The sequence below is a fragment of the Labrenzia sp. 011 genome (genome assembly GCF_003075075.1).
Taxonomy (GTDB): Bacteria; Pseudomonadota; Alphaproteobacteria; order Rhizobiales; family Stappiaceae; genus Roseibium.
In genome coordinates this window covers 34,502-54,106 of sequence record NZ_QCYM01000010.1, presented here as the reverse complement: position 1 = coordinate 54,106, position 19,605 = coordinate 34,502, and the positions used below count along the sequence as shown (strand labels likewise).

The 19,605-nt window shown below is 62.0% G+C and carries 14 protein-coding genes; 1 reads left to right on the top strand and 13 read right to left on the bottom strand.

From position 1 onward, the window contains the following. Positions 1-142: 142 nt before the first annotated feature. Positions 143-2,896 (top strand): EAL domain-containing protein, encoded by a 2,754-nt coding sequence (locus DCO57_RS12340; protein WP_133192664.1) that lies wholly within the window; start codon positions 143-145, stop codon positions 2,894-2,896. Between the two features lie 168 nt (positions 2,897-3,064). On the opposite strand, the gene pnp is transcribed toward DCO57_RS12340, so the two are convergent. The 13 genes from pnp to DCO57_RS12275 form a co-directional block, all read right to left on the bottom strand. Beyond that, positions 3,065-5,191 (bottom strand): polyribonucleotide nucleotidyltransferase, encoded by a 2,127-nt coding sequence (gene pnp, locus DCO57_RS12335; RefSeq protein ID WP_116699310.1) that lies wholly within the window; start codon positions 5,189-5,191, stop codon positions 3,065-3,067. 410 nt (positions 5,192-5,601) lie between these two features. Further along, positions 5,602-5,871, bottom strand: a complete 270-nt coding sequence (gene rpsO / locus DCO57_RS12330; protein WP_116699211.1) for a 30S ribosomal protein S15 — start codon at positions 5,869-5,871, stop codon at positions 5,602-5,604. Positions 5,872-6,143: 272 nt separating this feature from the next. Then, the gene (truB, locus tag DCO57_RS12325; RefSeq protein ID WP_116699210.1) at positions 6,144-7,088 is read right to left on the bottom strand and encodes a tRNA pseudouridine(55) synthase TruB; all 945 of its coding nucleotides are present in this window, start codon (positions 7,086-7,088) and stop codon (positions 6,144-6,146) included. A gap of 156 nt (positions 7,089-7,244) precedes the next feature. Beyond that, entirely contained in the window at positions 7,245-7,661 is a 417-nt protein-coding gene (gene rbfA / locus DCO57_RS12320) for a 30S ribosome-binding factor RbfA (protein WP_116699209.1), read from the bottom strand. 276 nt (positions 7,662-7,937) lie between these two features. Next, positions 7,938-10,640, bottom strand: a complete 2,703-nt coding sequence (infB, locus tag DCO57_RS12315) for a translation initiation factor IF-2 (protein ID WP_116699208.1) — start codon at positions 10,638-10,640, stop codon at positions 7,938-7,940. Between the two features lie 7 nt (positions 10,641-10,647). Then, positions 10,648-11,304 carry an RNA-binding protein gene (locus tag DCO57_RS12310; protein WP_116699309.1) on the bottom strand — a complete coding sequence of 219 codons (657 nt, stop codon included), beginning with the start codon at positions 11,302-11,304 and terminating at the stop codon, positions 10,648-10,650. 140 nt (positions 11,305-11,444) lie between these two features. Further along, on the bottom strand, positions 11,445-13,100 hold the full coding sequence (nusA, locus tag DCO57_RS12305) for a transcription termination factor NusA (RefSeq protein WP_116699207.1): 1,656 nt from the start codon (positions 13,098-13,100) through the stop codon (positions 11,445-11,447). Positions 13,101-13,175: 75 nt separating this feature from the next. Beyond that, positions 13,176-13,769, bottom strand: coding sequence for a ribosome maturation factor RimP (gene rimP / locus DCO57_RS12300; protein WP_116699206.1), 594 nt, complete (start codon positions 13,767-13,769; stop codon positions 13,176-13,178). Between the two features lie 265 nt (positions 13,770-14,034). Next, on the bottom strand, positions 14,035-14,721 hold the full coding sequence (trmB, locus tag DCO57_RS12295) for a tRNA (guanosine(46)-N7)-methyltransferase TrmB (protein ID WP_116699205.1): 687 nt from the start codon (positions 14,719-14,721) through the stop codon (positions 14,035-14,037). A gap of 74 nt (positions 14,722-14,795) precedes the next feature. Further along, positions 14,796-15,968, bottom strand: coding sequence for a methionine adenosyltransferase (metK, locus tag DCO57_RS12290; RefSeq protein WP_116699204.1), 1,173 nt, complete (start codon positions 15,966-15,968; stop codon positions 14,796-14,798). A 113-nt stretch (positions 15,969-16,081) separates the two neighbouring features. Continuing rightward, positions 16,082-16,486 carry a helix-turn-helix transcriptional regulator gene (locus DCO57_RS12285; protein ID WP_068409002.1) on the bottom strand — a complete coding sequence of 135 codons (405 nt, stop codon included), beginning with the start codon at positions 16,484-16,486 and terminating at the stop codon, positions 16,082-16,084. Between the two features lie 190 nt (positions 16,487-16,676). Further along, the gene (gene lnt / locus DCO57_RS12280) at positions 16,677-18,293 is read right to left on the bottom strand and encodes an apolipoprotein N-acyltransferase (protein ID WP_116699203.1); all 1,617 of its coding nucleotides are present in this window, start codon (positions 18,291-18,293) and stop codon (positions 16,677-16,679) included. A gap of 67 nt (positions 18,294-18,360) precedes the next feature. Then, positions 18,361-19,575, bottom strand: coding sequence for a hemolysin family protein (locus DCO57_RS12275; protein ID WP_208977918.1), 1,215 nt, complete (start codon positions 19,573-19,575; stop codon positions 18,361-18,363). Between the last annotated feature and the right edge of the window lie 30 nt (positions 19,576-19,605).

Sequence of the window (19,605 nt, the reverse complement as noted above, 5' to 3'; positions counted from 1 at the left end):
ATTGACTTTTATGGGAAGATCAATGGCGCATTCGCCGATCGGCCAACCCGGACTGTTCCCGATGTCGCACGCCCGGGACACCGGGCATGGCAGGCACCCGCCCTGTGGAGAAACACGCCTGCCGGACGCATGGAGAACCTGATTGAAAAAAGGTTTTTCCATACCTTTCAGCCGGCTTGTCATGGCGCTGTTCACCTTCGGGCTGATCGGAACGGCGATTGCGCTTTTCCTGATCACCTATCTGGGCAGCCTGTCCATCGCGGAACACGAGATTGCCCGCAGCGCCAAATCCATCGCCACGCTCTCCAGACTGGTCTTCACGCAGCATCTGGAGAAGCTGGAGGGACATATCCGCGCCGTCGCATCCGACCCGGCAATCCGCACTGCGCTCGAAACAGACGACAAGGCCACGGCGAAGAAGGCCATCGAGCGGGCCACGGAGGGAATGACAAGCGCGGTTCTCGACATCCTGCTGATAGATCGCCCGGATGAGGACAGCTGGGTCAACGGCAGCCTGGGGCTGATCGATCTCAGCGACCAGCTTCCGGCCCAAGTCCGCACCGCCATGCCACCGGATATCTGGGTGACCTACACCGGTCATGATTCGGATCCCGCAATCGTGACCGCCGCCCTGTCGATACTGGTGCTCGATCCGGCAACCGGCGAGGCGATCGCAAGAATCTACGGCGGCACAACCGTCACGGATTCCTTTACGCTCCCCGGAGAACTGGCAAAAACCCTCCGCGCGCAGGATCTGGCCTTCTATCACGACGATTATCTGGTTGCCGGTATCGGTGACCTGACGACAGAAGTCCTGCCGGAGGCCCTGGTAACGACGAGCGACGAAGTGGGGTACCACCTGCGCGATGACAATCTTTATGTCTACGCACCGCTCATGAAGGGACTGGACGGGCATCTGCTGTCGGCCGTGACCAAGCAGCCGATAGACACGCTGCAGAACGTCAAGGAAACCTACAACCGGATGTTCACGCCCTTCCTGATCTATACGGCCGTTCTGGCGATCGGGGCTGCCCTGCTGGTCAACAGGATCACGAGCGCCGGACTCGGACGTCTCGTGACCTATGCGATGAGTCTGCGGCAGGAGCAGCTTGTCACACCGCCCCGTCCCGGACTGATCTCGGAGTTCAACAAGCTGGCCCGGATGTTCCAGGCTGCGTTCGAATCCGTGCGCGCCCACGATGCCCAGTTCAAGGACATGATCGATGGCTCTCTGCACGGGGTGCTGGTTCATGCAGACAACCGAATTCTCTATGTGAACGACGCCCTGCTGAAGATGCTGGGCTACGAGCCGGGCCGTCCCGAGCAACTCGTCGGCGCGCCCGCCCCGGCAATTTACGCTCAGGAGGAACACGGCCGTCTGGGCAGCTACTACAATGCGCTCGAAATCAGCGGCGCGCCCAAAGCCCTCGAGATCAAGGGGAACCGCAAGGACGGGAAGACCGTCTGGCTCGAGCAGCATGTGCGCATCACCGACTGGAACGGCGCCCCCGCCCATTACGCCACGATCACCGACATCAGCGAGCGCAAACGCCAGGAGGAGCTTGCAACCAAGAATGCCAATTTCGACATCCTGACCGGGCTCCCGAACCGGCGCCTGCTCATGGACCGTCTGCGGCAAACCCTGCAGCGCAACAGGCAGCTCGGCGAGCTGACCGCCCTGATGATCCTCGATCTCGACCGGTTCAAGACCGTCAACGAAACCTACGGGACGAACGCCGGAGACCACGTGATCGTCACCATCGCGAGCCGCCTGACAGAAGCCCTGGGAACGGATCAGACCGTTGCCCGCATCGGCGGAGACGAATTCGCCATCCTGCTGACCGACCCGGAAGACCGGTGGCGCGTCGAGCAGATGATCCGCGAGATTCTGCTGGAAGTCGAAAAGCCGATCGAACTGGACAGCGACATCCGCGTCGTCCTGTCGGGCAGCCTGGGAATCACCCTGTCGCCCCATGACGGCCACGAGGGCGAGGCCCTGCTTCAGCAGGCGGATACGAGCATGTATCAGGCGAAGGCGGAAAGCGGCTCCAGCTACCGGTTCTACGCCAGCCAGATGAACGAACAGGCCGCACGCACGGGGCAGATCGAGGCGTCCCTGCGGGAGGCGATAGAACAGGGCAGCCTGCGTCTGGATTTCCAGCCCATCATGGACTTCCCGCAGGGCAGGATCGTCTCCTGCGAGGCGCTGGCCAGATGGACGGATCCGAAGCTGGGTGTCATTCACCCGGCCGAATTCATCGCAATAGCGGAGGAGAGCGGACTGATCGTTCCGCTGGGCGAATGGGTGTTGCGCCAGGCCTGCGCCTTTTTCCGGACCTGTAACCAGAACGGACTGCAGCTCGAGAGCATCAGCGTCAATATTTCACCACGCCAATGCCGTGAAACCGGGTTCGTGAGCCGGCTGGAAGAGATTCTCACCGAGACGGGAACCGAGCCGACGCGCCTTCAGCTGGAAGTGACCGAGAGCGTCATGTTTGACGATCAGCGCGTCAATCCCGTCGATATCCTGGAGGCAATCAGTGCCCTGGGCGTCAAGGTTTCCCTCGATGATTTTGGCACCGGATATTCCTCTTTGAGCTATCTGAAGCGCCTGCCCATCGACACGCTCAAGATCGACCGGACCTTCATCAAGGACATCGAGGAGGACGCGGAAGGACAGGCCCTCGTCGCAGCGATCGTTTCAATGTCACGGTCGCTCGGCATTTCGGTCGTCTGCGAGGGGGCGGAGACCCGCGAGCAATGTGCCCTGATCGCCTCTTTCGGCTGCGCCCTCATTCAGGGCTTCGGCATCGCCCGCCCCATGTCCGCGGAAGACTTTCGCCAGTATCTCGGCCGGGTAAACGGTCTGGACGCGACGGCTGCCGGAACGGGTTGACACCAATGTTCGGGACTGACCCGGAGACGGCCGGCCGGATCAGGGCGTTTCGCGTTTGAGCGGTTTCATGGCGGCAGGCGATTTCCTGAAATCAATCCAACGAGACAGGCTAAAAAAAACGGGGGCCATGAAGGCCCCCGTTCGATTTTCCGTATCGGATGAACCGGCTTACTCGCCGTCTTCCTTGGGAATTTCCTTGCCGGTTTCCTGATCGACAACCTTCATGGACAGACGCACCTTGCCGCGCTCGTCGAAGCCCATGAGCTTGACCCAGACCTTGTCGCCTTCCTTGATCACATCGGTGACCTTGGCAACCTTGTGGGGGGCCAGCTGGGAAATGTGGACCAGACCGTCCTTGGCGCCGAAGAAGTTCACGAATGCGCCGAAATCAACGCATTTGACAACGGTGCCTTCGTAGATCACGCCAACTTCAGGCTCGGCGGCAATGGAGTTGATCCAGTTGATCGCAGCCTTGATCGCCTTGCCGTCGGAAGAGGCGATCTTGACGGTGCCGTCGTCCTCGATATTGACCTTGGCGCCGGTCTTTTCGACGATTTCGCGGATGACCTTGCCGCCGGAACCGATGACTTCCCGGATCTTGTCGACCGGAATCTTCATCACTTCGATGCGCGGCGCATGCTCACCGAGCTCTGCACGGGCTTCGGTGATCTCGTTGGACATCTCGCGCAGAATGTGAACCCGGCCGTCCTTCGCCTGGCCCAGAGCGACCTTCATGATCTCTTCGGTGATACCGTCGATCTTGATGTCCATCTGCAGGGAGGTGATGCCGTTTTCCGTACCGGCGACCTTGAAGTCCATGTCGCCAAGGTGATCCTCGTCGCCGAGAATGTCGGAGAGAACCGCGAAGCGCTCGCCTTCCTTGATCAGGCCCATGGCAATACCGGCCACCGGCGCCTTGAGCGGAACGCCGGCGTCCATCAGGGCCAGAGACGTGCCGCAGACGGTCGCCATGGAGGACGAGCCGTTGGATTCGGTGACTTCGGACACGACGCGGACGGTGTAGGGGAAGTCATGGTGCGGCGGCATCATCGGATGGATGGCCCGCCATGCCAGCTTGCCGTGACCGATCTCGCGGCGTCCCGGGGAGCCCATGCGACCGGTTTCGCCCACGGAATAGGGCGGGAAGTTGTAATGCAGCATGAAGTGAGCCTTCACGGTGCCTTCCAGAAGGTCGACGAACTGCTCGTCTTCGCCGGTACCGAGGGTGGCGACGGCGAGCGCCTGGGTTTCACCGCGGGTGAACAGGGCGGAGCCATGCGCACGCGGCAGGATGCCGACTTCGGAGGAAATCGAACGGACGGTGGACAGGTCGCGTCCATCGATACGGGTGCCCGTGTCGAGGATGGCGCCACGAACGATTTCGGCTTCCAGTTTCTTGAACTGGTCGCCAAGCACGGTGGTTTCGACCGCTTCGCCTTCGGCAGCGTTGGTGATCAGCGCCTCGACGACCTTTGCCTTGGCGGCATCGACCGCGTTCTTGCGTTCGGTCTTGGAGGTGATCTTGTAGGCGGCCGTCAGATCGTCGGCAGCGATGGACTTGATCTTCGTGAACAGGTCCGAATGATCCGGCAGAACCAGATCGCGCGGTTCCTTGGCAGCCGTCTCGGCGAGCTTGATGATCGCGTCGATGACAGGCTGGAAGCTCTTGTGGCCGAACATGACGGCGCCGAGCATGATGTCTTCGTCAAGTTCCTTGGCTTCCGATTCCACCATCAGAACCGCATCGCCCGTGCCGGCAACGATCAGGTCCAGATCGGATTCCGGCATGTCGTCAACCAGCGGGTTCAGGACATATTCGCCGTTGATGTAGCCGATGCGCGCGCCGCCGATCGGACCCATGAAGGGAACGCCGGAGAGCGTCAGGGCTGCGGAGGAAGCAACCAGCGCCAGGATGTCCGGCGCATTTTCCAGATCGTGCGACAGCACCGTGATGACGATCTGGGTGTCGTTCTTGTAGCCTTTCGCAAACAGCGGCCGGATCGGACGGTCGATCAGACGGGATGTCAGCGTTTCATGCTCGGACGGACGGCCTTCGCGCTTGAAGAAGCCACCCGGGATCTTACCGGCGGCGAATGCCTTTTCCTGGTAGTTCACGGTGAGCGGAAAGAAATCCTGGCCCGGCTTCGGTTCCTTCGCGGAAACGACTGTCGCCAGCACCTTGGTTTCGCCATAGGTCGCCATCACGGCGCCATCGGCCTGACGGGCAATCTTGCCCGTTTCGAGCACGAGCGGACGACCGCCCCACTCGACTTCTACACGATGAATATCAAACATCATCAGTCCTTGTTACAACTTTACCCGCCCCGCTGCTGCTTTCGGTACAGCACAAACGCGGGACAGGCACATTCCCGGTCGGCCCCGGATGGGCCGGTTACCGGCGGACATGCCACGGGCAAGACAACGGGCTGCTTTCGGATCGAAACCTGGAAAGAAGCCGGCAATCCTGCCCCATGACGTGTCACGAGGTTTCTATAGAGCGTTTGCCGGTAAAATGGAAACACTCATCAGCAAATCCGGAGCCACGGGTCCGGCGGGGCCGGTGACATGGTACGGTCTGCTCTCATGTCAGGGTCGGAGCTTTCCGTCCTGCAGACCGGCCTGCTTGCGCAAAGCGGTCCGGGGGAGAGGCCCCATACAAAAACGCGGCGGGCGTTTGTCCCACCGCGTTCTTTTCAGTCGAGATACTAGCGGCGAATGCCAAGACGCTCGATGAGTGTCTTGTAACGCTGTTCGCTCTTGCCACGCGTGTAGTCCAGAAGGGACCGGCGCTGCGCGACCATCTTCAGGAGACCGCGGCGGGAATGATTGTCCTTGCCATGCTCCTTGAAGTGTTCAGTCAGATTGTTGATGCGCTCGGTGAGGATGGCTACCTGGACTTCAGGAGAACCGGTGTCGCCTTCTTTGGTGGCGAATTCCTTCATGAGCTCTGCTTTACGCTCTGCGGTAATCGACATCGCTCTTTTCCTTTCAAAGAGTGGTGGTCCGTTGACCGGACACGTTGAACTGCCGGGGACCGGCCTGATCCGCGGGTTTCCAGAGCCGAGATGTCGTTCAGCAAAGGAGTCCTGCGGACGAATTGGACTGAACTGCCCAATGGCGGCGATATATGGCGGAAAATGCCGGGAAAAGCTAGTGGTATCTTTCACGAGTCGCCAGCCGTCTTCGGGTCCGCAACGTTCCGCGCTCCCGCGGCGTCGCCTCCGGCCCGGACGGTTCCGCGTGCCGACTACAGGTTGAACACCCGCGTCGGCTGGAACCGACCCTTTTCGATCGACCCGATCGCCACCGGAACATTGGCATGGCTGGCGAAAGCGATGTCCGTGTTGAGCGGCGCGTCGCGGCCGCGTAGGAGAACCGCCATGCCCTTGCGGATCTTCGCTGCATCGTCGAGGGACAGGGGCACTTCGATCAGGTCGTCCATGGCCTCGCGGACCGGCAGAACGAATTCGGCGACAAGCGCGTCGATGCCCTCGCCTTCTTCCAGTTCCCCGGCCGCTTCGAGAATATCGTCCAGTCCGACCAGATCCTCCTCGCCGAAGGGGCCGACCAGCAGGCGGCGGAGTTCCGTCACGTGACCACGGGTTCCGAGCCGGCGGCCGAGGTCCCGGGCCAGAGCGCGCACATAGGTGCCCTTGCCGCATTCAGCCTCGAAAACCGCGCGGTCGGCGTCGATGCAGTCGACCAGATCCAGACGGTGAACGTCGATGGGGCGGGCCGCGAGTTCGACCTCCTCGCCGTCGCGCGCCAGGTCGTAGGCCCGCTCTCCGGCCACCTTGATGGCCGAGAATTTCGGCGGCACCTGCTGGATGGTCCCCACGAATTCGCCAAGAACCGCATTGATCTCGTCGGCGCCCGGACGCAGGTCCGATGTCGCGACGACATGGCCTTCGGTATCGTCGGTATCGGTCTCGGCCCCCCAGGTCACCTCGAACCGGTAGACCTTCCGCCCATCCATGACGAAAGGCACCGTCTTGGTGGCTTCTCCGAAGGCGACGGGCAGCAGGCCGGAGGCCCGCGGGTCGAGTGTGCCGGCGTGACCGACCTTCTGCGGCGAAAAGATCCGCTTCAACTTGCCGAGCGCCTCGTTCGACGTGATGCCGAAGGGCTTGTCGAGCACCAGCCAGCCATTGATGGCATTCTTTTTTCTCTTGACCTGTTTCTGCCGTGCCATGTCAGCTTCGCCTGGGTGATGTGAGTGTTGTTGTCCGGTGAACGGGAGGAAACCGATGCCCCATGCCCTTGCCGGTCCTGCCGGCGACGTCCGGGAACCGTCCCGCCGACGCACCGAAACCGGGACCACGGGAGGGAACGGCGATGTCGTGCGAGATCAGTCCGCGTCGTCCGTGTCGTCCTTGCCAAGATCCTTGGCAACGTCCGGAGAATGCAACAGGGTGTCGATGCGGTCGTCGTCGTCGAACCGCGTGTCGAGCACGAAGCGCAGATCGGGCATGTATTTCATCGTCAGCCGCCGGGAGACCTGACCGCGCAGGAATTTTGCGCTGCGGTTGAGCGCCTTTTCGACCTTGTCGGCATTCTTGCCTCCGAGAGGCATCACGAGGCAGGTTGCCAGACGCAGGTCCGGTGTCATGCGCACTTCGGGAATGGTAACGATTGCCCCGTCCAGGTCCGGATCGGAGAATTCGCCGCGGGTCAGGATGTCCGACAGTTCCTTGCGCACGGTTTCGCCGACGCGCAACTGGCGCTGGGACGGACCACGGCTGTCTTGTCCGCTATGTCTAGCCATATCTATCGCCTTACGCTCTAACCGCCGTCACTACGGGCACCCGCAGGTTCATCCCGCGTCGCGTTCCGCATTCCGGCGCCTATGCCGCGTCATCACGTCAACGGATGCCCAGTCGGAAGCGACCGGCAGTCTGTTGATCGATCCAAAGATGCCGGAGTGTCCTGTCCGCGTCCGATTGAACGCGGGAGGCTCCGACGTGTCCAAATTGTGAAAAGAGCGCGCTTTCGCGCGCCCTCATGATCTGATGTACGGACCGGTTCGATCCTGCCTTGGGCTTTAAAGCGTTCTGGCGATCTGCTCGACGCGGAAACACTCGATGATATCGCCCGGACGCATGTCCTGATACTTGACGAAATTCATGCCGCATTCCTGGCCGGATTCGACCGACTTGACTTCGTCCTTGAAGCGCTTGAGCGTGCCCAGTTCGCCTTCGTGGATGACCACGTCGTCGCGGATGAGGCGAACGTTCGCGCCGCGTTCCACAACGCCCTCGGTGACCAGACAACCGGCGACCTTGCCGACCTTGGAGATATGGAAGACTTCCTTGATCTCCGCATTGCCGAGGAAGGTCTCGCGGCGTTCCGGAGACAACAGACCGGACATGGCCGACTTGATGTCGTCAACCAGATCGTAGATCACATTGTAGTACCGGATCTCGATCCCGTCGCGGGACGCCGCTTCGCGAGCCTGCTTGTTGGCACGTACGTTGAAGCCAATGATCGGCGCCTTGGAAGCCGCCGCCAGGGTGACGTCGCTTTCCGTGATGCCACCCACGCCGGAGAGCAGGATGCGCGCTCCGACTTCATCGGTGCCCAGCTCGTGAAGCGCATGGGCGATCGCCTCGGCGGAGCCCTGCACGTCGGCCTTGAGAACCAGCGGGAATTCCTTCTTGCCGGTTTCCTGCAGCCTGTTCATCATCTGCTCGAGCGAGCCGCGAGCGCCGGAGGCAACCACGGAGGCCTTTTCACGGACCTGACGCTGACGGTAGTCGGTGATCTCACGGGCGCGAGCTTCGTTCTCGACGACCGCAACCATGTCACCGGCCTCCGGAGTGCCCTGGAAACCCAGAACCTCGACCGGTTTGGACGGGCCGGCTTCCTTCACCTGCTTGCCGTTTTCGTCGAGCATGGCGCGGACACGGCCCCATTCGGACCCTGCGACCACGATATCGCCCGGCTTGAGCGTTCCCTTCTGCACCAGAACGGTGGCGACCGGACCCCGGCCGCGGTCGAGCTGCGCCTCGATGACGACGCCTTCCGCAGTGCGGTCCGGATTGGCCTGAAGTTCGAGAACTTCCGCCTGCAGCAGGATCATTTCCAGCAGCTTGTCGAGGCCCTGACCGGTCTTGGCGGAGACTTCCACGTCGATGACGTCACCGCCCATGGATTCCACGACCAGTTCGTCGCTCAGGAGCTCGGTGCGTACCCGGTTCGGATCGGCTTCCGGCTTGTCCATCTTGTTGATGGCAATAATGATCGGGGCACCCGAGGCCTTGGCATGCGCAATCGCTTCCTTGGTCTGCGGCTTGACACCGTCATCGGCCGCGACCACGAGGATCACGATATCGGTGGACTTGGCACCGCGGGCACGCATCTGCGAGAACGCGGCGTGGCCCGGCGTATCGATGAAGGTGATCTTCTGGCCACCCTGGTCGACCTGATAGGCGCCGATATGCTGGGTGATGCCGCCGGCTTCGCCGGTGACCACCTTGGATTTGCGCAGCGCATCGAGCAGCGAGGTCTTGCCGTGGTCGACATGGCCCATGATGGTCACCACCGGCGGACGCGGCTGCTTGGCAGACTCGTCGTCTTCCTGGGTGAACAGGCCCTCTTCGACGTCAGCCTCGGAAACGCGTTTGACCGTGTGGCCCATTTCCTCGGCGATCAGCTCGGCCGTATCGGCGTCGATCACGTCGTTCATCTTGAGCATCTGGCCCTGCTTCATCAGCAGCTTGATCACATCGACAGCGCGCTCGGCCATACGGTTGGCCAGCTCCTGGATGGTGATTGCCTCCGGCAGCACGACTTCACGGGAGATCTTCTCCCGCACCACCTGCTGCTGGCCGCGCTTTGCCTTTTCCTGACGACGGCGCATGGATGCGAGCGAGCGGGCACGCTGACCGTCATCGCCACCGGTGGCAGCGGAAATGGTCAGTTTGGAGCGACGGCGATCATCGCCACCGCGCGGACGTGCCGCGGGAGCCGGAGCCTGCTTCGGACGCTTGACCGGGCGCAGATCCTTCTTGCCGCGATCTTCTTCCTCACCCGGCTGGCGTGCAGCGGGTGCGGAACGGTCCTCTGCCGGCGCCTTCCGCCTGCCCATGTCATTCAGGCTCGGCGGTCTGCCGCCATCGGCATGGGCCGGCTGACGCACCGTGGCCGGGCGCTCGGGTTCGGCGCTGGCAGCCGGTTCGGCCGCAGCGGGCGCTTCCGCGGCTTTCGCAGCCGCAAGATGAGCGTTTTCCGCCTCATGCTTGGTGCGTTCTTCCGCTTCCGCCTTTGCGCGGGCTTCTTCTTCGATCTTGCGCTGCGCGGCTTCGGCAGCCCGGCGCGCTTCTTCTTCCTGGCGACGCTTGCTTTCCTCGACCTCACGCACCTTGGCCATCTCAAGCGCAGCCGCACGTGCGGCGGCTTCTTCCTTGGTCAGGGTCCGCAGAACGTTGCCATTGCCCTTCTGACGCTGGCCGGACGCGGAGCGGCGGGCCTGCTTGGCGGCCATGGAGTCCGGCTGCTGCGGCTTGCGCGGCGCTTCGGACGGCGTATCGAGACGCTGGGTCGTCGGAGCAGGCGCTTCCGGCTTGCCCTCCTGCCCCGGAATTACGAGACGGCGTTTCTTCTTTTCCACGACGACTGCTTTGGTCCGGCCATGCGAGAACGATTGCCGAACAGTTCCCTGATCGCCACCGCCGCGCTTGAGGCCAAGCGTTTTGCCACGCTCAACGCTGATTGTCTTGTCGCCTGGATTTTTCGTATCGCTCATATTGCCTTCAGTCCTGCGCAACTGCCTTATTAGCGTTGCCTGTATTGCCGTCTGCGTCGGAATAGCCGCGAAAACGCTCCAAGTCACGCACTCGTGCCAGGAAATTTTCGCTCGCCTGCCCCGCAAGCAGTGCAGCATGTATCACATTAGACCGGCCCAATGCCAAATCCAATTGAGACGAATCGAACAAACGGACGATTTGGCATCCGTTTTCCGGTTCCTCTCTGCCCGCGGCCACCGCCGCCAGCTTTCGTACCCCATCGTCTGCGGCGTCGGAGGCATGCAACAATCCGATGACCGGATCCCGTCGCAGCGCCGCGTCAACCTTTGCGTACCCGGTGACCAACCCACCTGCCTTGCGCGTCATGGAGAGCGCCTGCAGCGCCGATCGTTCCATGAGCGCATCGACACGATCCGCCAGTCCGGGCTCGACACGGGCTTCACACTTGAAGCCCCTGCCGAAAACTTTCTTCCGGTCCTTTTCGGCAACGGCGATGACATCGCTCGACGCCGTTACCCAGACACCGCGTCCGGGAAGGACCCGCTTCAGGTCCGGAACAACCTCGCCCTCGGGGTCGAGGACGAACCGGATCAGCGAACTCACGGGCTGAACCTCCCGGGTGACGGCACATTGCCGTTCGGTTGGTTCATTTTTCCTGGGCACGCGGCCACTCCCCCGGATCAACCTGCTCTCAGCCAGTTCCACACGAAAGCGGAAAAGCTGATCAATCTTAATTTGTCAAAGCTCCCGTCACACGCTCATGCGGTGACGGGAAACTCCGGCCGGGGCCTGCGCCCCGCCCGTTACCCGTTGAGGATTGCGCCGCCAGGCACTTCTTCCTGGACGGCCTCGACAGGTTCGACATCGTCTTCCCCGTCGTCCTCCGCCTCAGCCGCCTGCGCGGCCAGTTCCTCTTCGGTGACCCAGCCCGCCGCCAGGCGTGCCGACATCACCATATTCTCTGCATCCGCACGCGAAATATCGAATGCGGACAGCGCGCCCTCGAAACGTTTTGTCTCGCCGTCCTTGCGCTCGACCCAGCCGATGAGATCGTCCGCGGCACAGCCGGCCAGATCTTCCATGTTCTTGATCCCCTCCTTGCCGAGGGCAACCAGCATGGCGGTTGTCAGGCCATCGATCGAGCGGAGCTCATCGGACACACCGAGCGAGATACGCTCTTCGTCCTGTTTCGCCTCGAGTTCACCCAGGAAATCGCGGGCGCGGGCCTGGATCTCGACAGCGGTATCGTCATCGAAGCCCTCGATCATCGAGATTTCCTCGGGCTCCACATAGGCGACTTCCTCGACGGAAGAAAATCCTTCGGTCGCCAGCAGCTGGCCGACCATCTCGTCGACATTCAGGGCTTCCATGAACAACTGCGAGCGTTCCTGGAATTCCTTCTGACGGCGGTCGGATTCCTCCTGCTCCGTCATGATGTCGATGGCCCAGCCTGTCAGCTGGGAAGCGAGACGCACGTTCTGGCCGCGACGTCCGATTGCCAGAGATAGTTGGTCATCCGGCACGACAACTTCAATACGTTCGGCATCTTCATCCAGAACAACCTTGGCGACTTCCGCCGGCTGCAGGGCGTTGACGATGAAGGTGGCCGCTTCCTCGTTCCAGGGAATGATGTCGATCTTCTCGCCCTGCAACTCACCGACAACCGCCTGAACGCGGCTGCCGCGCATGCCGACACAGGCGCCGACGGGATCGATGGAACTGTCCTTGGAGATCACGGCGATCTTCGCGCGGGACCCCGGATCGCGGGCGACCGACTTGATCTCGATGACGCCGTCATAGATTTCCGGCACTTCCTGGGCAAAGAGCTTGGCCATGAACTGCGGATGAGTGCGCGACAGGAAGATCTGCGGACCGCGCTGCTCGCGGCGGACATCATAGATATAGGCGCGGATACGGTCACCGGTGCGGAAGATTTCCCGCGGGATCAGTTCGTCGCGCCGGACGATGCCTTCGCCGCGGCCGAGATCGACGATCACATTGCCGTATTCCGCACGCTTGACGACACCGTTGATGACTTCGCCGACGCGATCCTTGAATTCCTCGTACTGGCGGTCACGCTCGGCCTCACGCACCTTCTGCACGATGACCTGCTTTGCGGACTGCGCGGCGATGCGGCCGAAATCCAGCGGCGGCAGCGGTTCGGCGATGAAATCGCCAAGGCTGGCTTCCGGGTTCCGTGCCAGGGCATCCTCCAGCGAAATGTCGGTCGACACATTCTCGACGGTGTCGACAACCTGCAAAAGACGCTGCAGACGGATCTCGCCGGTTTTCGGATTGATCTCCGCGCGAACTTCCGTTTCCGTGCCGTAACGGGAGCGGGCCGCCTTCTGGATCGCATCTTCCATCGCGTTGATGACGATCATCCGGTCGATCGATTTTTCCCGTGCGACCGCGTCAGCGATTTGCAGCAGTTCCAGCCGGTTCGCGCTGATTGCCATATTCCACTCCTCTTGCGCCTTTTTCGTCTCGGGTCCGTACCCGGGCGCTTTTCTTCCTGCCGCCGAGCTGTGCGCTCAGTTGGGCGTGTTATCCTGTGTCAGCTCTTCCTGCGGTTCACGGGCGGCCAGAGCCGCCTTTTCCGCCTGAAGAGCCGCGGTAATCAAATCGTCGGTAAGCACCAGCCTGGCTTCGCCGATATTCTCGAGCGGCAGGGCCACAGTGTCTTCCCCGTCCTTGCCCGCATCGGGCAGGCGCAGTCTGGCCGCGCCGTTTTCAACGCCCAGCAGCATGCCCCGGAAGCGTTTGCGGCCATCAAGCATGACGGCCATCTCGACCTTCAGCTCATGGCCGGCCCAACGCTCGAAATCGCCGGTGCGGACCAGGGGGCGGTCGATACCGGGAGATGAAACTTCCAGATGATAAGCCCGGTTGATCGGGTCTTCGACGTCCAGGGCGGGAGACACCGCACGGCTGACGGTTTCGCAATCCTCAACCGTCATCGTGCCGTCCGGGCGCTCGGCCATGATCTGCAGCGTGCAGCCGTTGGCCGCGCTGATCTTCGTGCGCACAAGGCGGTAGCCCAGGTCTTCGATGACCGGCTCCACTATCGCGGCAACACGGGCATCCAGACCCTGTTCCGTCACAATCCTCGGTTCGTGTGCGCTCACACTTGGCTCCTGTTCGCAGCCGTTGCCGGCTCTTGAGCATCAGATGTGCCTGACTGTCGGTTTACATAGGGCAATCCTGCTCGAAATCTTCAGTTTCCGGTTTATGTAAGCCGAAAAGAGCGGGTCCCCGGCGGGCCCACTCTCAAATGCCCAGATAAGCCGTTGAGGTGAAACACGGGCTGTATAACGCCAAAGACAGCCAAAAGGCAAGAGGGCGCGGCGCCGAATCCGGGAAAGAAGTCGATTCGCGCGCAAAAGCCGCCCGCTACACCCGCCGGAACGTAAGGTAGCGACCGGTCCGCCCTTCGCGGATCGCCTTGGCTTCGTATCGCGTGCCGGGCCAGCCTTCCCAGGGCGTCTTCCAGTCAGCCGCCGTTTCCGCCGTCCATTCGAAGGCCGGGTGATCCCGGCAGTGGCGCAGGGTCCAGTCGATATAGGTGTCGATGTCACTGGCGAAGCGGAATTCGCATCCCGGCCGGAGCACCCGGGCGTAGCGGGAGAGATTCTGCTCATTGATGAAGCGGCGCTTCCAGTGGCGCATTTTCGGCCAGGGATCAGGATAGAGCTGATAGGCCAGATCCACGGAGGCCTCCGGCAGCCAGTCGAGCAGGACGACAGCATCGTCGTCATAGAGGCGAATGTTCTTCAGCCCCTCTTCCACCACGGCGGTCAGGGCCTTGGCCATGCTGCCGACAAAGGGCTCGACGCCGATGAAACCGGTGTCCGGATTGCTGCGCGCCCTGTGCAGCAGATGCTCGCCGCCACCGAAACCGACTTCCAGGCAAATGTCCCGGACATCCGCCTGGAACAGATCTCGCAGATCGGCGGGAGCCGGCTTGCCGGTGTCCAGCCCCAGGCGCGGCAGTTCCCTTTGCATCAGCGCCTCACGGCGCGGGCTCAGCGGCTTGCCTACACGGCGGCCGAAAAAGGAACCTTCGTAACGGTCAGCCATCTTGCAACAACTTCAAACAGCGGATCGCCGGCTCTCGGCCGGCGATCCTATTTTTCCTGTGCGTTTACGCAATGCTATCCGGCAAGCGGGCGAAGCTGGTCGACCAGATCGGTCTTCTCCCAGGAGAACCCGCCGTCCGCATCCGGCTGGCGGCCGAAGTGGCCATAGGCTGCCGTGCGCTCGTAGATCGGCCTGTTGAGCTTCAGATGCTCGCGGATACCACGCGGGCTGAGGCCCATGACATCGCGGAGCGCCGCTTCCAGTTTGGCCTCGTCGCAGCGGCCCGTTCCGTGCAGGTCGACGTAAACGGACAGGGGGTCGGAGACACCGATCGCATAGGAAAGCTGGATCGTGCAGCGGTCGGCCAGATCGGCGGCCACCACGTTCTTGGCGAGATAGCGTGCCGCATAGGCAGCGGAACGGTCGACCTTCGTCGGATCCTTGCCCGAAAAGGCGCCGCCGCCATGGGGCGCCGCACCGCCGTAGGTGTCGACGATGATCTTGCGGCCGGTCAGGCCGGCATCGCCGTCCGGGCCGCCGATGACGAAGGCGCCGGTCGGATTGACGTGCCAGTCGGTTTCCCCGGTGATCCAGCCGTCGGGAAGCGCGGTGCGAATGTAGGGCTCGACGATTCGCCGCACGTCTTCGGACGTCAGCGCCGGGTCCAGGTGCTGGGTCGACAGGACGATGGAGGTCGCGCCGACGGGCTTGCCGTTTTCATAGCGAACCGTGACCTGGCTTTTGGCATCCGGGCCGAGCGCAGGCTCCTTGCCGGACTTGCGGGCTTCGGCAAGCAAGTGGAGGATCCGATGGGAATAAAGAATCGGAGCGGGCATCAGCTCTTCGGTTTCGCGGCAGGCGTAGCCGAACATGATGCCCTGGTCGCCCGCACCCTCGTCCTTGTTGCCACCGGCATCCACGCCCTGGGCAATGTGAGCGGACTGGGCATGCAGGTGAACGGCGACATCGCAGTTCTCCCAATGGAAGCCATCCTGCTCGTAGCCGATGTCGCGAACGGCCAGACGCGCCAGATGCGCGATATAGTCGCTGGTGATGGACGCCGGGCCGCGGGTCTCACCCGCGATGACGATGCGATTGGTGGTCGCGAGGGTTTCACAGGCCACGCGGGCCTCAGGCATTTCCCTGAGATAGGCATCCACAACTGCGTCCGAGATTCGGTCGCAGACCTTGTCCGGATGTCCTTCGGAAACGGATTCGGAGGTAAACAGATAATTCTGACGTGCCATTGGCGATCGTCCTTCTGGGAATGAATATGACTGAAGCGGCGAATGACATCGCCGCTTCAAGGAGCATCAATCTTAGAAGTTGACCGTCACGTCAAGCGCGAGATGGATTTTTGTCATTCGTCACCGGCGAGGGAACGCACAAGATCAACGATCCGCCGACGGACTTTCGGGTCCTCGATCCGCACGAACGCCTTGTTGAGCGAAAGACCTTCGGAAGACGAGAGAAAGTCCACGACATAAGAGGTGGGTTGCGTTTCGCCGAATCCTTCGGCCTCATCCGGAGTGCCCGGTGCGTCCTCGAAGAAGAAGGCCACCGGAACCTTCAGCACAGTTGCAATATGCTGCAGACGGCTGGCGCCGATCCGGTTGGTGCCTTTTTCGTATTTCTGAATCTGCTGGAAGGTGATTCCAAGCGCTTCGCCAAGCTTTTCCTGGCTCATGCCAAGCATCATGCGCCGGAGCCGGACACGGCTGCCAACGTGAATATCAATCGGATTCGGAGACTTCTTACTGGGCATATACGTCGCACTTTCTTTTTCTCGCGGCGAATGTCCGCTCGTTGTCGTTTGCACAAGCGCTTCGGTGACCTCCCACAAGGTCAAGAAGATCGAAGTTTGCCCGCATCCCTTCACTTGCACATGAAGCAGCCTTCAATCGGCCGTTTCACGGTTGTATCACACTTCCTTCACTCAACTCAAACAAAAAATATCAATCTACGCGCGAACACCGGTTGTATCGAAAAATACCCGTAAAAAACACGATCAGTATCGCCGTCACGAGGAAAGGAGCATCGCCAAATCTGCCGTAAACAGTTTTGCCGAGCTGCCGGGGCAGCCTGCCGTCGATCACACCCTTCTCGAATACCGACAGGGAATCGATCACTTCCCCCTTTCCGTCGACGATCGCCGAGATGCCCGTATTCGCTGCCCTGACAAGCGGCAGGCCCGTCTCGATCGCCCGCATGCGGGACTGGGCAAAATGCTGGTAGGGGCCCGGCGTGCGACCGAACCAGGCATCGTTGGTCACATTGAGGAGAAATGATGGCGCACCGGCTTCTTCCGGTGGATTGACCGGGAAAATCGCTTCATAGCAAATCAGGGGCACAAACCCCGCCCCCCCGGCAGACGACATCATGCGCTGCTGATATCCGGCTTCGAACCCTTCCAGAGGCCCGGCCAGACCGGCAATGCCCAGACGATCGAACAGGGAGCGGAAGGGCACGAATTCGCCGAAGGGCACAAGACGCACCTTGTCATATACGCTGTGGACGGTTCCGTCGCCGCCGATCAGATAGACGCTGTTGAAGTAGCGGGCTCCGGCGGCATCGGCTTCAGCGCGAATCGCCCCGGTCACAAGCTCGCTCCCTTCACCAAGGGCCGCGGCCACCCGATACAAGGCCCCCGGTTCCTGGGTCAGCAGAAAGGGCACGGCCGACTCCGGCCAGACCACAAGCCGCGGCATGCCGACACGGGCGCTGCCGCCGAGCGGCGCTTCCGTCATGTCCAGATAGGTCTGGAAAATCCTGTCCCTGAGTTCCGGCCGCCACTTGTCCTTCTGGTCGATCGACGGCTGTACGATGCGAATATCAAGCGCCGCCTCCTGCGTTTCCACGCCGGCAAGACGGACGGCGCCGTAAACAAGGACAAGGGCGAGGCAGGCAACAGCCCCCCCCAAGGCCCGGAGGCGTTGCCGCAAGGGTCTCGCATCGGCAAGCACAGCCGGGGACGCGGCAAGGGCGAGCGTCAGGAAGGACAGGCCGTAGATGCCCACGAGACTTGCAGCCTGCGACAGCGTGAGAGACCCGGACACTCCGTAGCCGAAGGCATTCCAGGGAAAGCCCGTCAGCACATGGCCGCGCAGCCAGTCCGACAGGGCCAGGCAGGCAGCCAGAAGCACGATCCGGTGGAAGCGGTCGGTCCACAAGAGGGCGGCAAGCGCGACGCCCAGGCCCGTGAACAGGGCCAGCCCCACGGGCATTGCCAGAACCGCAAAGGGCATCAGCCAGGCAAAGCGCTCCGCCTCGACAAGAAAGGCCGCGCCGATCCACCACAGTCCGGACAGAAAATAGCCGAAGCCGAACAGCCAGCCGAGGGCGAAACCGGTCCGCAGCCGCTTGTAAGCCTTTCCCGGCCCGGGCTCCACCGCGCCATCCAGCAGCCAGACAAGACAGGGAAAGGTTATCGCCAGAACCGGTATCAGCCCGTAGGGCGGCAGGGCGAATGCGGTCGCCGCGCCGCACAACACGCACAAGATACGGCGCTGCCAGCCCCAGGCCAGAAGGAAGGTATTCGGCAGAACGGCGAGGCTTTGTGACAACCAGTGCATCGGGGACGGCTCTCCTGTTTCAGAGGTCAGGAGGTTTGTCGTCTCGCTGCAAGGCGGTCAAGGCATTTTATGAAAGCTTGCCCGCGCGCCCCAGGTCCCCGGAAACCACGCCTCTGTCCGTACCGGCGTCCTTGTCCTGACCGGCCTCGCCCGAAGGCGTATCGGGGCGTTTCGGGCGGCGACGCAATTCCGGCGGACGGGGCTCCGTCCGGCGACGGCGGATCTTCAGCCGCTTGATGCGCCTGGGATCCGCGTCCATGATCTCGAATTCGAACCCCGGCATTTCGTCAGGCACGAAAAGCAGTTCTCCGCGAACAGGCACGCGGCCGACAGAAACGTAGAGCAGTCCGCCCAGGGTATCGACATCCTCGGAGATTTCGCCCTCCGTCAGATGGGTCCCGAGCGCCTCGTCCAGATCCTCCAGAGGCAGGCGCGGATCGGCGATCCAGATGCCTTCTCCCTCCGAGGTCAGCATGGCCTCCTCGGCCTCGTCATGTTCGTCCTCGATGTCGCCGACGACCTCTTCGACAAGGTCCTCCAGCGAAACGAGCCCGTCGGTGCCGCCATATTCGTCGATCACCACCGCCATCTGGATCCGGTCCGCCTGCATCTTGGCCATCAGATCGGTTGCCGGCATGGAGGGCGGCACAAACAGCAGATCCCTGAGCAGCTCGGTCTCCTTCAGGGGAATCGACAGATCCACACCGGACAGATCCAGGTCCGGCCGGTTGTGGCCGCTGCGTGCCGAACCGTTGGACGACGGGGCGTTACCGTCGGCAGAATCGGAATTTTTGTCCACAGCAGTTGCAGGCCGCGCAGCGGCGGCGCGTTCGGCGATGTAGGTCATCAGGTCCTTGATGTGGACCATGCCGCGCGGATCGTCGAGCGTGTCTTCATAGACGGGCATGCGGGAATGACCGCTCTTCTGGAAGAGCTCCATCACGCGGCTCAGGCTGGTGTCCAGATCGACCGCATCGATATCGGCGCGCGGGATCATGACATCGTCGACGCGCAGCTCCCGAAGACGCAGGATATTGCCGAGAAGCATGCGCTCTTCGGGAGAGAACGCAGCGTTGTCGCTGCCTTCCCGTGCCAGTTCGTCTTCAAGATTCTCGCGCAGAGTCGATGACTGACGCCCGAATCGCAACACGCGCTTGAGGTTTTCAAAGAAGGCCGCAGGTCGCTGCGGCCCGGTCTGTTGCGGGTCTTCCCCGTCCTGAGATTGTCCTGACGTGGCGGCCTTCGGCTCGCCCGCCGGACTTTGCGGTTCAACTGCGGTCATCATCCATCAATACAAAACAACATGCGCCAT